The sequence below is a fragment of the Roseimaritima multifibrata genome (genome assembly GCF_007741495.1).
GTDB classification, from domain to species: Bacteria; Planctomycetota; Planctomycetia; order Pirellulales; family Pirellulaceae; genus Roseimaritima; species Roseimaritima multifibrata.
Map to the genome: position 1 here is coordinate 6,086,305 of NZ_CP036262.1, position 16,328 is coordinate 6,102,632.

The 16,328-nt window shown below is 53.7% G+C and carries 16 protein-coding genes, 1 tRNA gene and 1 pseudogene; 9 read left to right on the forward strand and 9 right to left on the reverse strand.

Annotated features, from left to right (window positions below):
* Positions 1-42: 42 nt before the first annotated feature.
* The 5 genes and pseudogenes from FF011L_RS27105 to FF011L_RS22100 form a co-directional block, all read right to left on the reverse strand.
* Positions 43-189: pseudogene (locus FF011L_RS27105) on the reverse strand (IS256 family transposase); the annotation flags it as partial.
* 71 nt (positions 190-260) lie between these two features.
* Entirely contained in the window at positions 261-1,163 is a 903-nt protein-coding gene (locus tag FF011L_RS22085; protein ID WP_145354139.1) for a tyrosine-type recombinase/integrase, read from the reverse strand.
* A gap of 161 nt (positions 1,164-1,324) precedes the next feature.
* On the reverse strand, positions 1,325-1,660 hold the full coding sequence (locus FF011L_RS22090) for a hypothetical protein (RefSeq protein ID WP_145354140.1): 336 nt from the start codon (positions 1,658-1,660) through the stop codon (positions 1,325-1,327).
* 138 nt (positions 1,661-1,798) lie between these two features.
* Positions 1,799-2,422: a hypothetical protein gene (locus FF011L_RS22095; protein ID WP_145354141.1), complete on the reverse strand. Its 624-nt coding sequence runs from the start codon at positions 2,420-2,422 to the stop codon at positions 1,799-1,801.
* Positions 2,422-2,943, reverse strand: coding sequence for a hypothetical protein (locus tag FF011L_RS22100; protein ID WP_145354142.1), 522 nt, complete (start codon positions 2,941-2,943; stop codon positions 2,422-2,424). The genes FF011L_RS22095 and FF011L_RS22100 overlap by 1 nt, the downstream gene beginning before the upstream one ends.
* A 229-nt stretch (positions 2,944-3,172) precedes the next feature.
* Here FF011L_RS22100 and FF011L_RS27295 point away from each other — a divergent pair, with 229 nt between their 5' ends.
* On the forward strand, positions 3,173-3,790 hold the full coding sequence (locus FF011L_RS27295; RefSeq protein WP_218932808.1) for a tyrosine-type recombinase/integrase: 618 nt from the start codon (positions 3,173-3,175) through the stop codon (positions 3,788-3,790).
* Between the two features lie 412 nt (positions 3,791-4,202).
* On the opposite strand, the gene FF011L_RS22110 is transcribed toward FF011L_RS27295, so the two are convergent.
* From FF011L_RS22110 to FF011L_RS22125, 4 genes are all read right to left on the reverse strand, one after another.
* Positions 4,203-4,288: transfer RNA gene (locus FF011L_RS22110), tRNA-Leu, on the reverse strand.
* A gap of 178 nt (positions 4,289-4,466) precedes the next feature.
* Entirely contained in the window at positions 4,467-6,320 is a 1,854-nt protein-coding gene (locus tag FF011L_RS22115) for a DNA-methyltransferase (protein WP_145354144.1), read from the reverse strand.
* Between the two features lie 326 nt (positions 6,321-6,646).
* Complete coding sequence (locus FF011L_RS22120; RefSeq protein WP_145354145.1) at positions 6,647-6,949, reverse strand: DUF167 domain-containing protein; 303 nt, start codon at positions 6,947-6,949, stop codon at positions 6,647-6,649.
* A gap of 14 nt (positions 6,950-6,963) precedes the next feature.
* On the reverse strand, positions 6,964-8,640 hold the full coding sequence (locus FF011L_RS22125) for an HD-GYP domain-containing protein (protein WP_145354146.1): 1,677 nt from the start codon (positions 8,638-8,640) through the stop codon (positions 6,964-6,966).
* A 319-nt stretch (positions 8,641-8,959) separates the two neighbouring features.
* On the opposite strand from FF011L_RS22125, the gene FF011L_RS22130 reads away from it, so the two are divergent.
* From FF011L_RS22130 to FF011L_RS22165, 8 genes are all read left to right on the forward strand, one after another.
* Positions 8,960-9,376 (forward strand): response regulator, encoded by a 417-nt coding sequence (locus FF011L_RS22130; RefSeq protein ID WP_218932809.1) that lies wholly within the window; start codon positions 8,960-8,962, stop codon positions 9,374-9,376.
* On the forward strand, positions 9,373-10,854 hold the full coding sequence (locus FF011L_RS22135) for a sensor histidine kinase (RefSeq protein ID WP_145354148.1): 1,482 nt from the start codon (positions 9,373-9,375) through the stop codon (positions 10,852-10,854). The genes FF011L_RS22130 and FF011L_RS22135 overlap by 4 nt, the downstream gene beginning before the upstream one ends.
* Positions 10,851-11,186 (forward strand): STAS domain-containing protein, encoded by a 336-nt coding sequence (locus FF011L_RS22140; RefSeq protein WP_145354149.1) that lies wholly within the window; start codon positions 10,851-10,853, stop codon positions 11,184-11,186. The genes FF011L_RS22135 and FF011L_RS22140 overlap by 4 nt, the downstream gene beginning before the upstream one ends.
* Complete coding sequence (locus FF011L_RS22145; RefSeq protein WP_145354150.1) at positions 11,183-12,823, forward strand: GspE/PulE family protein; 1,641 nt, start codon at positions 11,183-11,185, stop codon at positions 12,821-12,823. Before FF011L_RS22140 ends, FF011L_RS22145 begins: the two co-directional genes overlap by 4 nt.
* A gap of 9 nt (positions 12,824-12,832) precedes the next feature.
* Positions 12,833-13,948, forward strand: coding sequence for a pilus assembly protein PilM (gene pilM, locus FF011L_RS22150; protein ID WP_145354151.1), 1,116 nt, complete (start codon positions 12,833-12,835; stop codon positions 13,946-13,948).
* Positions 13,945-14,526: a hypothetical protein gene (locus FF011L_RS22155; protein ID WP_145354152.1), complete on the forward strand. Its 582-nt coding sequence runs from the start codon at positions 13,945-13,947 to the stop codon at positions 14,524-14,526. Before pilM ends, FF011L_RS22155 begins: the two co-directional genes overlap by 4 nt.
* Positions 14,523-15,155, forward strand: coding sequence for a hypothetical protein (locus FF011L_RS22160; RefSeq protein WP_145354153.1), 633 nt, complete (start codon positions 14,523-14,525; stop codon positions 15,153-15,155). The genes FF011L_RS22155 and FF011L_RS22160 overlap by 4 nt, the downstream gene beginning before the upstream one ends.
* A 482-nt stretch (positions 15,156-15,637) precedes the next feature.
* A complete protein-coding gene (locus FF011L_RS22165) occupies positions 15,638-16,258 on the forward strand; it encodes a superoxide dismutase (protein ID WP_145354154.1) in 621 nt (206 codons plus the stop codon).
* The last annotated feature ends 70 nt before the right edge of the window (positions 16,259-16,328 follow it).

Genomic DNA, 16,328 nt, shown 5'->3' on the forward strand with positions numbered 1-16,328 from the left:
CAAAATGAGCGATTGTCAAATGTTGTGTTCTGAGTTTTTGAATTAGGCGGCGATTTCATCCTGGAGGATTCCGTCATTGAAGGACCGTCCTTCAATGACGAATGTGAGTCGTTCGTGGTAGTTCAGGTGTCTCCATTTCTTGGAGGCGGATTGTGCAAGTTTAAACATCATTGTTTGGCTTGCACGCCTAATTGGCCATCTTGGATGAATACAAAGTCATTAAGGATCGAGGAAAACACGCCATTCCGTCAGCCTGTCGTCTAGCCATACCGGATCATGTAAGCGGGACTGCGATCGAGGTTCTCGGTACCACGAATGTAACGAAGAGTTGTTCGTGGGTCTTTGTGTCCGAGCCAATGCTGAATGTCGATCAGCGGAATACCCGCGTTGTCCGCTTCGGTTGCGGCAGTGACCCGGAGCGAATGGACGCTCACATCTTCATCGATCCCCACCTGTTCACAATACTTCTTGACCAATCGCTGAATGGAGCGGACCGTCATGCATGAGCGAATAAATCCATCACGCCCCTGACCACGCGGCGACACGGTTGGACGAAACAGCGGCCCTGAGCGATCACGATCTATTTCGGCAGAGGCAATCCATTCGTTAACTGCCGAAGCGGCGACCGGCGGAATCACTCCGCGTCTGAGTTCGAGTCCCATGCCTTTGATCCGAATGACGGTGTGTTCGCCGTCGCGAAAAATGTTCCCGACATTAATGTGGTGCAGCTCGTCAACGCGCAATGCCATGTAGGTGAAGACCGCCAATACTGCCCGATCGCGAACCCTAGCAGGGATTTCGGCATCCGGAGCTTCGAGCAACTGCCCAACCAGCTTTGGGAGGATGGAGGGGGTCAAACCTTTGTCGGACGCTTTAGGGACTTTGATAAAATCCGGAGCGGCCGGGTTGGCCCCGCGATACCCGTAGTTCTGCAGGAACGAAAAAAACGACCGTAGCGAGGTGATCTTTCGGGAAACGGTAGAGTTTTCACCGGGAGTGGGTGTACCGTCCAATTCGGGACGACCGCCTTCGGCTAGCAAATGGTCCCGCCACGCGGTTACCAGAGCGGGCAGGTTGCGATCTCTCGTCGCGGCAGTTCTTTCCACGAAGGCTTGGCCGCCTGGCTGATGAACTCCATTCGGTCCCTGCCACAGTGTTCGCATGTCAGGTCGAGTTGCGATTGCGTTGTCTCTTCAAGTGCTTGCGGAGCACCGGGCGAACGTGCTGATACGGACGCTTCCATCGACTCACCGCCAGAGCCGGAGCAGAACTCTTTCGAACTCTACGCCGCCCTCAGTTTCTTACCGGTTCTGGATCGATGTTTTTACTTCGCAGTTTTCGCGGTCTTTTCGGAATCCGTCTTGCCAGCGTTCTCTGCAGCGGCCAAAGCCTCTTTCAGCCGCTCAATCTCCGCCCGTAGGCTCTCGGCTTCCTTTTTTTCGCCAGCCGCCTGCTTCGCAGCCGCGATAGCGTCCGCTTCCTGCTTCAGGCTTTTGCCCGTCGTTTTGATCGTCATCGAAGTGGTCCCGGTCTTGGGGTCCTTCGATGTCTCGACCGAAAACGAATGGCAGCCCGAACGGATCGCTCCGGTGAACTGGGAGATAGCACCAAACGCTTCGCCGCGATTGGTCATGTTCTGGGTTGTGCAATCGATCTTCATTATCAAGCCGTGTCGTCGAGAGTAATGGTAAAGGGTGGATTCACGGGATCGCCGTCGTCATCGCCAGCAGTCGATCGAGCCGTCCATTGCAGACCGTTGTGAGTTACCGGTGTATTACCTGATCCATGACAGGAGTCTTCACGGGGGCATGCAACGCGGGGAACGTGAACGTGAGGCTGTACGCTCCGTTCGTGTATTTGCCATCGTCATAGCTGGTGGACTGGCTGCCACTTTGAGAAGTGCCTGAAAGGCAGGTTCGAGTGCCGAGTCATCGCCGCCATCAGCAAACTTTCGGTACTCGATTCCGTTTTGCTCACACCATGTCTGCACCTTAGTTGTGCTGAGCACGATCCCTTGGCCGTCCGTTGGGTTGCCGCCTGAAGTAATCAGGACGTGCGGCTTGTCTACTCGCACCTCGATCGTTGTGTCTTCGCGGTCATCGGATCGCTCGCAAGACTTCATGCCACCGAAGTAAAGGACGGCAAAGAAGATGGCGACAGCGATGGCCGCGTACGTCAACAAACTAGCCTGCGGCCTTTCTGCCGGAGCTTCGCTGTAGTGAGGTGACGGTTCCACTTGGTCGACGTGATAGTTTTTTGGTTTTGTTTGCCAATAACGATCGCTGTCGATCAGTGACTGAGATTCGCTTTCGGGCTCTGGATGATCGACCGATCCCGACTCGGCCTTCGGTTCGCTTTCGTCGTCGAACGAAAACAGATCGTCTACGTCCAGTTTTTCTGGATCGCTAGGTTCCTTGCTCATTATTTAGACTCCGCTGCTTTGGTGGTTCGGCGCCGTGACGACGTGGTGGCTGACTTCGCCTTTTCGTCTTTCAACGCTTTCAGTTCGGCCATCAGTTCCGCGTTGATTTCTTCTTGCGTCTTCGGCGGTGGGGGCGGCTCAGGCATTTCCACGTCAGCAGTCTTTGCTTCCACGACAACAAGTCGGGTTTCATGGTTTTGGATCCCAAGCTTTGCCTTGTTTCGAACCTCCGTGATCTTCTCAGCGGCCAGCACTCTCAGTTGCTCCAAGTCCGCTCGCAATCTTGCGATCTCATTGGATTGGCCTGGAGTTCCTTTCTGCCTGCTTGCCCACTCGTACAGTCCCCCTGTGACAAAACCTGCTCGCTCCATCATTCCGGCAAGAAAATGGCGCATCAGGGTAAAACCGCTGGCCAAGATCAACCCAACTAAGCAGAACGTGTCAAAAACTAAACTGACCGCTCCCATCGACCCGAACCCATCACCGTTCGCACCGAGCCCCTCCTGTGCGACTGAGTTCACTCCGCACTCAAACGCCCGCCTGGCTTCAAACGACTGCTCAAATGATTCTGTAGCAAATCTCGAGAAGACAGCGACGTTGCTGAACCATCCGTTCCACCACATGTAAGCCGCTCCCCAAATGACAGCGACTCCCAACCAAAAGTGCAAAGCATTCCGGCCGTTCTCCGATCCTTTGCTGTCAGTCGTTAAGCCGAACCCCAATAAGGACCGCAGGTACACTCGCCGCGCGATGTCGCATGAAGAATGGAAATGGTTCATTGAATGGGCACCAAAGAACCCATCCACTAGATGGAACATCTCAGCACCGACGAGAACACTTCTCTATTCTGTCGCTATCCTAACAGGGCTGCGAGCCAATGAACTATTCACACTTCAGTCAGAACGGATGAATACGCAGCGTCCTCCATTCTTTGTTCTCGCGAACAGCTCCGATACCAAGAACGGCGAACTCGCGCGACAGTGGGTGGGATCCGACACTGCATCAAAGCTTTCATCCCACATAGAATCCAACCCTGATGACCGAACAGTCTTTGAGGGAATGCCCAATAGCGATGGGACTGCCGCGATGTTCCGGGATGACTTGGCATTCACAAGACGCAAATATGAGCAACTTCACAACAACCCGGACAAATACTTCCTAGCAGTCAAGAACCGGTCCGGCGACGACCTCGATTTCCACTGTCTTCGATACACTTGCGGAGCATGGCTCGCACTGGACAAGGTCCACCCAAAAGCGATTCAAACTGTCATGCGGCACTCGACAATAACGCTCACTATGGACCGATACGGGCACCTGTTTCCGGCGATGGAGCACGAGGCAATTCAGGCACTTGAGCGGTTTATGTGAGAGTTCCCGCTTTATCTGCTGGCCCGCTTTTGGCCCGCTTTTGGCCCGCTTTTCGAAAAACGTCGACGCAACTCGTTTACTGCCAATGCCTTGCGTTAGATGCTGCTGGCCCGTTATTGGCCCGCTTTTGGCCCACCCCCCTGATGGAGAGGAAAGCAGAGTCCCGTTAAACAAAAGAGCACTTTTTTGGAACTTTTTTTGTGCTTTTTTGGCATCTTGGGGTGGTTTCCTGCCCTTGCCGCTAGAAATACTTTGCGAATCAAGACGATCTGACTGTACCGTTTTTGTACCGCACTCGGCGTACCTCCACGGTCCTCAGCGTAGGACTCAGCGAAAAACCATCTACGTTTACTGCTAGTCAATCGCTGGATGAAAGCTAACGTTTTGCAGGAAAAACCTTGATTTTCGTTAGTGGCCGGGACGGGACTTGAACCCGTACAGCGATTACTCGCCGGGGGATTTTAAGTCCCCTGTGTCTGCCAATTCCACCACCCGGCCGAACCCCACAACCTGCAGGGTCAGGGACCATTTTCCCCAGTTTTCGTTGTCTGATCGGGACGTCTAAAGGAATCTCCCCGGGTTGCGGGAAGCCAAGTCCTTTAGTGGTCAGGCGATAAGATAACAAATGTTCGCGGCAAAAGGGAGACGAGTGCGGGGAGCAAATCAGAAGCTTTTTTCAATTCACCTCGGCCGTCGCTCGCACGCTTGCAGGAACAAAGCAATTGAGGTTCCCAGGGGGCTGTTGAGTTCCCACCATCGTGGCATGCCAAGCCAATAACTGTGAAGGCTGAATGTCGACCGAAGACCATGCCCATTCAGCAAGTTTCCCCATCGAAGCAGAACGTTCGTCGCCAGAACCTTCATCAAACACAGCCGACAAGGTTTCGACGTCTGCAATCGTGGCTTGCAGATTCAAAGTCGCACCGGCATACAGCACCTTCCCTTGAGCATCCATCAAGGCAAACTGCCCTGACTGAGCAGGCACCTTGTCGGGATCGATCGCCCAGATCGCAGCCCGTCCGCTCCACTGCAACGGGGTCCCCAGAGCCATGGAACGAGCGGTAGCCGTTTCCGCATGCCGGCGGACGTTTAACAGCGATAACCGAGCCATCGAGACATCGGCCAATCGGTTGGTTGCAGCAATCTGCCGATCAAAGCGATCCGCCAAAGCAGGATCACAAAAAATCTGATCCAGTTCATGACGCAAACCGGAAAAGCCCATTCTCCGAACACTGACTTCAGCAACCAACAGGGCCTCGCCAATTTCGTCGACCGGAACCTCTGTGGCCGCCAAATACGGCAGGTCCGCAAGAGCTCCCTCCTGATCCAAATTCAACAAAAGACTGCGCCAAGTACACGAATTTCCGACGATGGAAAGCCGGGCACAAGCTTGGTCAAACGCCTCGGAAAGCACCGCATCATAAACGACACGATCTGCGGGCTGCCCTTCATGAGAAATTTGGAACGCACTGCGAATCCCCAGCAATGTCAACTCCAACTGAGCCGCTTCGTAGCGGGCTTCACGAAAGAGAAGGTTCTGCTGGGATGCTGGCATTTTCTTCTTCTTAGCCAGCGAGGGTTTTCCTGCCTGGTTTACCTTCATCGGCTCGGCCGTGCCACTCAGGCGATCGCCAAGACAGATTGAATCCAGGCGTTCGCATCCCATTTGAACATACGATTCGGACAGATCAAATCCCAGCCAGCGTCGCCCCAGCTTCTTTGCGACCGCAACGGTGGTGGCGCTACCAGAGAACGGATCGAGCACCAAGTCTTCCGGCTTACTGCACGTTCGAATGATACGGCCCAACAACTGTTCCGGCATCTGGCAGCCATGAAAACCGGCTCGCTCCTTAAACGTTCCGGCAACCCGCGGGATATACCAAGTATCTTCCGAAGGATTGAACCCGCGTTGAATTTCCTGAGGCCGCAAGCGAAAAGTTTGATCGGTTCCGGCTGGAGGCTGAAGTTTTTCCAGATCCAAATCCTCACTGGATGCTAATTCACCGATCAAGCCAGCGGGACGAATCATCCAGGTATCATCGGGAAGCCGTCCCTTTGGATTCGCACGCCGATCGTTGTAGATCAGTTCACGTGCCGATGGGACGCGATTATCAAGATCCTCATCAAGGAACGTAAATTTGGCGGGGTCTTTTACGAAGTAAAAAAGGTGAGCATGGGAGCGAGTGAATTTGTGCTTACAGTTCACCCCAAACGTGTAATACCAAACGACCCAACTGCGACAGTGAAAACCGATCCGCTGACTGATTACTTTCAGTTCTGCCGCGTACTCGTCCCCGATCGCCAGCCAAAAAGTTCCGTCATCACGGAGGACTCGATGAACCGCATTGATCCAGGATTCACTCCACTCTAGATACTGATCGACATCTTGTTTGTCATCGTAGACGTCGTAGTCGTAGCCAATATTAAATGGAGGATCCGCGAAAACCAGATCGACAGATTGCTCGGGCATCGCATCCATTTTCTGAATGCAATCGCCTAGTTCAATTCGGTTTTCCAGCGGGGAGGTCATATTCGATACCAATTCCTAAAAAGATTACTGGGGTGATATCGTATCGCATCAAAGCTCTACCGCCAGGACCGAAGCATTTGGCACTGGGTCGAATCGCAGGCGAGACCGCCAGCCCCTTGAACAGCCCCGCACACTGCCCCTCGAAAGACGCAGCCCCCCTCCTATGGACAGTGCCCCCCTTAAGATTGCAACTGAATATCCCGGGGGGCGGATGAAGACTGCAAAATCGTCGCGATCAACAATCGGTTGCGACTATCGTGTCCCCGTGTGGATTGGCAGGAACGCCAGTCCTAGGGCGGCAGTCTTTTCAGGAGAGGAGCCTAATTTCAGCCATCATTATCCAAGTCCTGCAGGACTTCGGTAAAACGCTCTGCCGACATCCCCTGCAAGCCGATTCGTTTTCGCCGGTTGGTCTGGCCACTGACCAGCGTCAAATCGGCGCGCCGGACAGAAAAGAATTTTGCCAACGTTTTCAGGACGGCAGCATTGGCTTTGCCCTGATCCGCCGGAGCGGTTACGGCGACACGCAGCGCAGAATCGTATTCCCCGCCGACTCCAGGTCGCTTGGCCTTCGCCGTGACATGGACATAAAAATAGATTTGCCCTTCGGCTTCGTCATAATCGATCATGGCAGATTCCGTCCTTAAGCATTCAGCCTTTCAAGTGCAGAAACGGCTGCCGAAATTGCGTCGATCGATTCTAATGGATTGGACATCAACCGAGAAGAGAGTTCGTTTGCTTGGTCGAGCGGATCGGGCTGGTCACAGATCGCTTCGATGGCCGGTGAGGCTTGAAAGAAAGCCTTCACGACATCGGGATCCCATTGCTGGCCGGCTCCCTCACGCAGGATCTTGTGGGCTTTCTCCACAGGCATTGCTTTTCGGTACGAGCGTGTGCTGGTCATCGCATCAAACGCATCCGCCACCGCCAACACCCGCCCGAACAGCGGTATCGAATCCCCGGTCAATCCTTGAGGGTACCCCGAACCATCAAACGATTCGTGATGGTGTAAGACTCCAGGCAGAACGTACTCCAACTGTTTCACGTGCTGAAGGATCGAATATCCAATTTGAGGATGTTGCTGAATCGATTCGTACTCTTCATCTGTCAAACGCCCCGGCTTCGAGAGGACTTCATCAGGAACTCCGATTTTCCCCAGGTCATGCAACAAACCCGCCATATAGATTCGTTCGCAATCGGCGGTATCAAGATCCATTTGACGCGCAATTTGCTGACCGATGGCAGCCACCCGGTCACTATGACCGCAGGTGTAAGCATCTTTCGCATCGACGGCATTGATCAGAGATCGCACCACTCCCAACAGCAACATTTCACGTTCGTGATAGAGCTTCAAATTCCAGGCGTGTGTGCCCAGCATGATCGCAGCGGCGTTCACAACGCCAGCTTCAAAAGTCCCGAATTCCCAGCCACTCAAGCAGGTTGCGTTCACTCTTAAATCTTGAGCATTGCTTCCCATCACGGCACGATTCGCAACCATCAACCAGCCAAAGGTATGCCCAGCGCGACAAATCGGGACGAGGATATAATTTCGAATGCCCGTTTCCCCGCTTCCCAGAGGCGTCTCTCGATTGGCAAAGGGAGAACTATTCCTTACGAAAGGATTTCCCGAGCGAACATCGACAGCGCCGACCTGTTTCGCCCAAAATTCTAAATCCAGCTTGAGTTCACCCAACGAATAAGAGCACTCCAAATTCGATTCAATCAGCTGGCCCGAAGGATCTTGCGGATATGACAGGAGGGCTACAAATTCCGCGTTTACCAGTTGTCTTAATGGGGGCAGGACATGGGCACAAACCGATTCCAAACTACTGCGCAGATCACAGACTTCAATATGTTCGGCTAACAGTCGCAGCCACGCGAGCTCTTCAAAGTCATTCGTCACCTGATCTGCGTATTCAGCCAAACAGGTTTTCGCTTCGATCAAGGCTTGTGAATTGGCAAAAGATGTGGATGTCGATTCTGCCATTCTCCGCAAAAGCTGATGGCGATCTTGCTTGCTCTGGCCCACCAACCAGATAACCTCATCCGCTTCATTCGCTACAGCCTGCACAACCCAGTCGATTCCATCAACCGTTTCAATATGCACTCCCGACAGAAGCGGTTCGCGGCTAAACAATTCGTCAAGCAGATCGTGCTGGATTTGAGCGTGAGATTCAGGCAGTGGTTCTACCGATTCTAGGACTCCATCACAGACCATCCACATGGAGAACCTGGAATCAAACTGCTGACGTAGGGCTTCCCTCAACTCCTGCACTTTCAGCAGTGAGGCGGCAGGCAACATGTAATGAGGAGCAGTCATAACGGTTCAACTGAGAGGAAACGTTGGCAAACATGGCGACTCTGAAACGGACGCCTTCAGCACTATCTATCAGGCCCACCAACAAACCTAGCTTGCGATTTACGCAGGAGTAGAGAAGAGCCTGCGGAGAGAGGCTATTTGCATTTCGCTATTTCCTGACCTACTTTTCGACGAACCATTTCCCAGCAGGCAGGCCTGGGGAACAAGTTCATCAGAACAAGAGGATTCTTGATTGCCGTTTTTCGAAGTCCAATCGGACCGACGCCAACCACAGAACTCCGCTGCTAGCCGTCACTTTGAAAACATGCTGGATTGAATCGTGAATACTCGTCGCCACGTCCTAATCGCCGAAGACAATCGGGTCCTTGCAGATGTTCTGCACTTTAACCTTCAAAGAGCAGGATTCCTGACCACCATCGCGCGAGATGGGTTGCAGGCGATGGCGGCACTGCGGCATCAGCCATTCGATCTTCTGCTGACGGACTATCAAATGCCGGGAGCAAATGGCGAGCAGATTTGCCACTACGTCCGAGACGTTTTGTCCAACAAGACAATGCCGATTTTCATTTGCTCTGCCAAAGGTTTGGAACTAGACACCGCTTCCCTGCGCGACAAATGGCAGGTAATCGACGTGATCTTTAAACCATTCAGCGTACGTGAAATCATTCGCCAGGTTAGCGAAGCAACCTCCACCACCACAGATTCTTCCCCTCCCCTTTCACAGGCTCCAGCATGAAGTCGCTCGTGTCAGGTCATGACTCGTCTCGCCGCTGGCCAGAACCGCAACTAATGATCGCAGTGGGGTGCCTATTCGTGGGCACTGCGGCGTTGGTTCGTCGCCTACCTTGGGAACTGAATTCCGCTAGCCCGGAGGCCCTACTGACAATCGCATTGCCGGTCGGTGCAATCCTGATCGGCGTGTTGATGTTGCAGCGGCGTTGGTATATCAGCAGTGGGATCGGCAAGCAACTGCGAGCATTGGCAACAATTCCGGGCGAAGTATCGCTATCGAGCGAGGGGCTTCCCCTGGAAGCGATCCGCGCCCATAGCGGACTAGCCATCGGCTGGAACCGTTTAATCGGAACCATCGACAAACAGCACCAGGGGACCCAACTACACGCCAAATTAAGCGAAGTCCTGCAGACCCCCGAAAACGACCACTGGCAGGAAATCTTTCAGACACTGACCGATGGAATCGCGATCACCGACGCCGATGGAACCGTGCTCAGCACCAACAAAGCCCTTCATGCAATCCTGCGATTGCCTGCAGGCCAAATACTAGAAGAAACCAATCTATACCCATTGTTGTCTGAATGGTCGCACATTCCGGACCATCGTCTGTTCGCGTCTTTATCGCTTTCGACCTGTCCAAGCAGTTTTCAATTAAGGCATGGCAAAGAGACGATGGACGGAGTGGTCCGGGTCGACCGCTTGCCGATCGAAGCGACTACCGGCGACGCACAAACGACAAAACTGGTCTGGACTTTTCGTGACACAACCCAGACCCGGTTGAGCGAGGAAATGCGCAACCAATTCGTGTTCACGGCAACCCATGAACTACGAACTCCCCTGGCGAACATTCAAGCTTATGCAGAAACCTTGACGATCGAACAGGGCATTGATTTTGAGAAGCAGAAAAGTTTCTACAACGTCATCAATGGTGAAGCGACGCGTCTGGCTCGCCTGATCGATGATTTGCTGGACGTCAGCCAGATGGAAACCGGCGCAATCAACGTGGCACGGTTCGAAACCGATGTCGCCAAAATGATCGAAGAGGTTTGCGGGGGCCTGCTGGGACAAGCCGCACGCAAACAGATTCAGTTGCAAAACGAACTGCAACCGGGCTTGCCACGATTGCATGCCGACAAAGACAAATTGACGGCAGCCATCATGAACTTAGCGGGAAACGCGATCAAATACACTCCCGCGGGCGGAACCGTAAAAATTCGTACGGACGTCAAAGATGGGTTTCTAAACATTCACGTCGAAGACAACGGAATCGGAATTTCAGAAGAAGAATTGCCTCGTATCGGCGAGAAATTTTTCCGCAGCCAGGATGCGCGATTGCAGGAGATCCCCGGCAGTGGACTAGGGATTGCCTTCGTCCAGGAAATCGCGCGACTGCATGGCGGAACGTTACAGATTCACAGCAACCTAAATGTGGGATCCTGCTTTACGTTTTCCTTACCCGCGCCCGTGGAGCCGAGGGAATGATCGAGAAAACGCGTCGCGGCACCGTCTGGATACTTTCTGACAAGCGTCCTCTTAACGCCAAATCAAGCGGTGAATTGCAAGCTGCGATTGACATCAAATCGCCCGCTGGCCCGCCGCGATATCTACTGGATCTACAACACGTCCCGCTAATCGATAGTGCGGGCCTTGAATGGTTGTGCGAAACCGCCGCGCGTTGCCAACAAGCCGGTGGGGTCTTTGGCCTAGTCGCCCCCAATCCGCTTTGCCAGGACATCCTAGCTGCGACTCGCCTGGACCGTCGGTTTGCAATTTACCCTGACACATTAAGTGCTGTAGGGAATCTTGCCCAATGACCATTTTATCCCCTACCATCCCTTGGCAACCCTCACCGGGTGCCTCAATACTCGACCTAGGATTGATCGAAGAAGAGACCTTTCTTGGTACAGGAAATGAATCCCTTCACCCTCCAACCGTTCAACTCCGCGACGGATTGGTCGACCCTTTAACCGTTCGCTTATTGCCAATCGCCAAAGCAAAAAGGCTGTGTGCCTTGGTGATGTTCAAGGTTCATGATTCACTAACCGTCGCCTTAGCGGAACCTCAGAACCTGCAACAAATCGATGAGATCGAACGCTTGACCGGCTTGGCAGTGCAACCGGTTCGAGCATCGAAAGACTCGATTGAATCCGCGATTGAACGCTGTTACCGCGATGGATTTCGAGTCGATGCGATCAATGCAGACCTCCCCCCTGGAATGGTTTCATTAGGAGGCCCATCGGTCGACAATGACCCGGCACTCGACACAGGCGTTCCGCACGAATCTCCCGTATCCAGTCTTCTAAATTTCATCATCGTGCATGCGCTCCGCCAAAATGCCAGTGACGTTCATATCGAACCAACACAATCGGGAATGGTGGTCCGAATCCGAGTCGACGGACAGTTACGGGAACTTTTGAAGACCCGTCGGGCCCTGCATGGTCCGTTACTATCGAACCTGAAAACATTGGCGAATCCGAAGGAAGCCCAGGCGAACGTTTCTCTGGAAGGACGAATGCATGTCACGGTCGAAGGACGTGCCATCGATATCCGGGTGACCACATTGCCGACAATCCAAGGCGAGAAGGCTGCGCTCAGGATCCTGGACCGGCGTCACCTGACGTTCAATCTTCAAGATCTGGGAATGCCCACTTCGATTCTGCAAAAACTACAAAACCAACTGGCTCGGCCCCATGGCCTGACCCTGGTCACCGGTCCAACAGGATGCGGAAAAACGACCACGGTCTATTCAATGCTCCAGTTGATCAAATCGGTTCAGCGGAACATCGTCACCGTAGAATCGCCCGTGGAATATCAACTTGACCTTGTCAACCAAGTGCCGATCGGGCAAGGCGAATCGCTTTCCTTTTCGACGGCCCTCCGGTCCATACTTCGCCAGGATCCCGATGTGATCATGGTCGGCGAAATCCGCGATCCGGAAACGGCAGCTTTAGCAATCCAGGCATCGCTGTCAGGTCACTTAGTCATCAGCACGATGCATTCCCAAGACAGCCAAAGTGCCATTACTCGGCTGCGAGACATGGGTATCGAACCGCACAAAATCGCGGCCTCCCTGACCGGCGTGATCGCTCAGCGTCTGATCCGCCAAAACTGTCCGTACTGTCAAACGACCTACTATCCCGAAGCGACTGAATTGGAATCGGTCGGTTACCACAGCGATCGTCACGAACCGTTTCACCGCGGAGAAGGTTGCCGCGAGTGTTGCGACAGCGGGTTCAAGGGACGGCAAGCGATTTTTGAATTCCTAACCATTGACAAAGATTTGCAACATCAAATCCGAATGGGACACCCCTTATCAACGACTCCTGCAACGAAGACAGAAACCGGTCCCATCGCACCACAAGGAACACGGCTGATTGACATGGGTCTTCGGCTGGCGGAAGCCGGCACGACCAGCATTGAAGAAGTCATTCGAGTCGCTCACTTAGAATAGTCCCCGAACATGATCCGCATGCCCGCTTCCACGGCAGAAAACCTTCGCACGTTCGTCGCTCAGAACATCCGCTCCCACTGGAATGGATCAAAAGACGGCTTGATCGGTGTCGAAATCCGCGCGCGGTCAATCTCGATCGCTCAACTGCGACGTGACGGAGAGAATCGCAGCCTTCGTGCCCACTGGGAAATTCCGCTGTCGCCTCCCCGAACGGAGTCGCCTGCGGAGTTTTTATCGCAGGCAATGGAGGATTTTCGTCAACATTGGGCTCCGCTAAAACAGATGTTTGGAGGCAATCGAGTTGCGGTCACGCTGCCGCACGAATCGATTCCATTCCGAATCCTGAGCGTGCCAACGGGCTCATTTGCAGACATGCAGACCGAGGTCCAGCAAGAACTAACGCAAGAACCGGAGCTGGGTTCCAACTTTGCGTTTGCCGCCTGGCCAATCCACCACGGCACGGAAGGATCCACCGAGATGGCAGCGGTGGCCGTCCCCACATCTAGCGCCCACGAAATCGTCCATTCGCTTCTGGAGTGTGGCTTAGAATGCCATCAACTGGATGCCCTGCCCTCCGCCCTTGCTCGTTTGGTGGCAACCGCGCAGGCACATGATTCAGCGTTCACGTCGGCAACGCCGTCCGCGATTCTCCACCTAGGCTGGAATTCATCGCATCTGTATTGCTACCAAAACGAGAGGATTGGATTCGGACGGGCGCTGTCGCGTTGCGGGCTGAGGCAGGTCTACCAGACGATCGAAAACCAGTGGCAATTGAACGAACAGGAAACCGATTTACTGCTCACAGAATTCGGATTTACAAAAACTGCTTCAAATCCCCAAAGTGACAACTACCTGCAGCGGATACTGGAACCGAACCTAAATCGTTTGCACGATGAAATCTTACGAACCTTAAAATATGTGGAGCGACAATATCCTACGCAACGCCCTCACGTCCTCTGGGCCTGTGGCGAAGGAAGTAAGACCCTCGGCCTAACCGAACCGCTCAACCAGCGTTTGCAGATCCCTGTCCAGAAACTGCCCGCCTATTGTCCACTAGGGCCGGATAACTTTGCTTCCAGCGCCGTTGCACAATCTCTTTCAGCAATCGAATGGGAGCCCGAATGATGCAAGTCAATCTTCTTCCTGCTGAATTTCAGAACCAACTGATCTTCCGAAATCGGGTCCGTCTGTGGATTCGGCTCTGGAGCATGCTTGGGGTGCTGGCCTGTGGACTCTGTTTGCTCAGTTATGCGCGTCTGCTGCACATCCGCGGAAGCTTGGCATCCCTTCAAAACCAGAGCCGCTGCTGGGCTGAAAAACATCAGCAGATCCGTTCTCTCGATTCTGAGATTTCGGAACTGAGCACCAAAAATTCGAACACTTTAAATGCAGTTTCCAGCGGCCCACTAAGCCAATGGTTAGCAAAAATCCAGCAAGCAACCGATCCGTCCGAGACAGGCTTGCAGATAACTGAGCTGCGCATGACGGCCCCCTGTGACAGCCTGGGCATCGATTCCAATCGCACCAACGACCCTGTCCAGGCTTCGCCGATTCAGATGCAAGCCGATGTCCGTTCTCCGCAAAGCCTTACCGATTTTTTTACATTGCTTGAGAGCCAAGGATCATTCCAGATTCGCAACCTTCAGATGCAACAGCAGACAGATCAAACGACTAGCCTAACCCTGGAGCTGTCACAGCCATGATCTATCGCATTTCATTAGCAAAAGCCAACCTCTGGCCTATCGGAGTTTTATCCTGTCTCCTGAATGGGATCGGGGCTTCCTGTGCAGCGTTGATTTTTATGGCGGGATACATCGGCCATTCCTTTCTCCATGCAGAATACCAGTCGATCGGGCAGGAACACCTAAATGCAGTGACGCTGATGCGGTACGCACCGGTCATTGATTCTCGGCACCGCGACAGGACCCGACGCTTGCAAGCCGCACGTGCGGAGCAGCGAGCGATCTGGGATCGATTCCCCACGCAACCCGATTCGCTGGGGCTTCTGCAAACCCTAACTTCGCTGGCGCAACAGACATCGTTACAGCTGCGTGGATTTCGTCCAGAAGAAACGACCACGCTAACGACTCACCAGGAAAAAAACTTTGCGATTCGGTTTGACGGGAACCTAAAAGCCTTCGAGGATTTTTTAGCCAAACTTAAAACCAGCGGATTGGACTGCAGAGTGACCTCCTTCGATTGCACTCAGCCGACAGTGCCGTCGCAAGCAAACACGTCCCCCACCGCCCCCTCATCGCCCGACGTGTTTTCCATAGAAGTCCATCTTGCCGTCCCTTACCGAAGAAAAACGGTAGACCTGGACAAGACATAAAACGAATGGGATCGGCAAATCGGCAGCGGAACAGCGGAAGAACGCACGCCGGCCGTCAACCTGGAATCCCACCGCGTGACCATCATGCCGCAGGAACCACCGTTTGGCGACGGTAGCTACGGCAGTCACGTAGCACTCGCCAGAACGTGGACAGACCGGCAATACGTCACTCATAAACTTCACATCCCGAGCAAAAGGCTACAATCTCCGCTAGCCTACGGGCACTTTCCTTCGTGATGCAACGGCGTCCCGCTCCACTGTGCTGGTCGCTATTTCAGGCTGGTTTGCACCTCCAAAGGTGCAGGACCGCCCCTCGACAAGCTGGAACAGTATTTGCGGGCATTTGTTATCGCTAGACTGGTTCGATCACGAACCCCGCTTTTCGACCACTGGCTGGCCCGTTATGGTCATTCAGCGAATCCACAGACCAACTCGTAGGGATTCTGTTCCCGCCATTTCCCCGTTTAAGGAGTTTGTAAAGCATGGCTCATACACTTCCCGCATTACCTTATGCCGCCGACGCCTTGGAACCATATATCGATGCCAAAACGATGGAAATCCATCACGGCAAGCATCACCAAGGTTATGTCACCAAGCTAAATGACGCCTTGGCAGGTACCGGACTTGAAGACAAGTGTGTCAACGAATTGGTAGCCGACCTGGGCTCCGTACCGGAAGCCAAACGCGTAGCCGTCCGCAATAATGGTGGCGGGCACGCCAACCACTCGCTGTTTTGGACCATCATTGGCCCAGGCAAAGGCGGAGCTCCTTCTGGAGACCTTGCAGCGGCAATCGATTCGGCTTTTGGCAGCTTTGACGCGTTCAAAGAACAATTCGCCAACGCTGCAGCGACTCGGTTCGGCAGTGGCTGGGCTTGGTTGGTCGTCGACGGTGGCAAACTAGCTATCGGAAGCACCGCGAACCAAGACACCCCGCTGATGGGCGCCGCGACCGCTGGCATTGGCGGAACGCCAATCCTGGGCTTGGACGTCTGGGAACACGCCTATTACCTCAATTACCAGAACCGCCGCCCTGATTACATTTCGGCTTTCTGGGAAATCGTCGATTGGGACGCTGTTGCCAAGCGTTTTGCAGCAGCCTAAAGCGGCTTGACTGATAATCATTAGAGAAACGGCACATCCTAGAATCTGGGATCGTGCCGTTTTTTTTGGA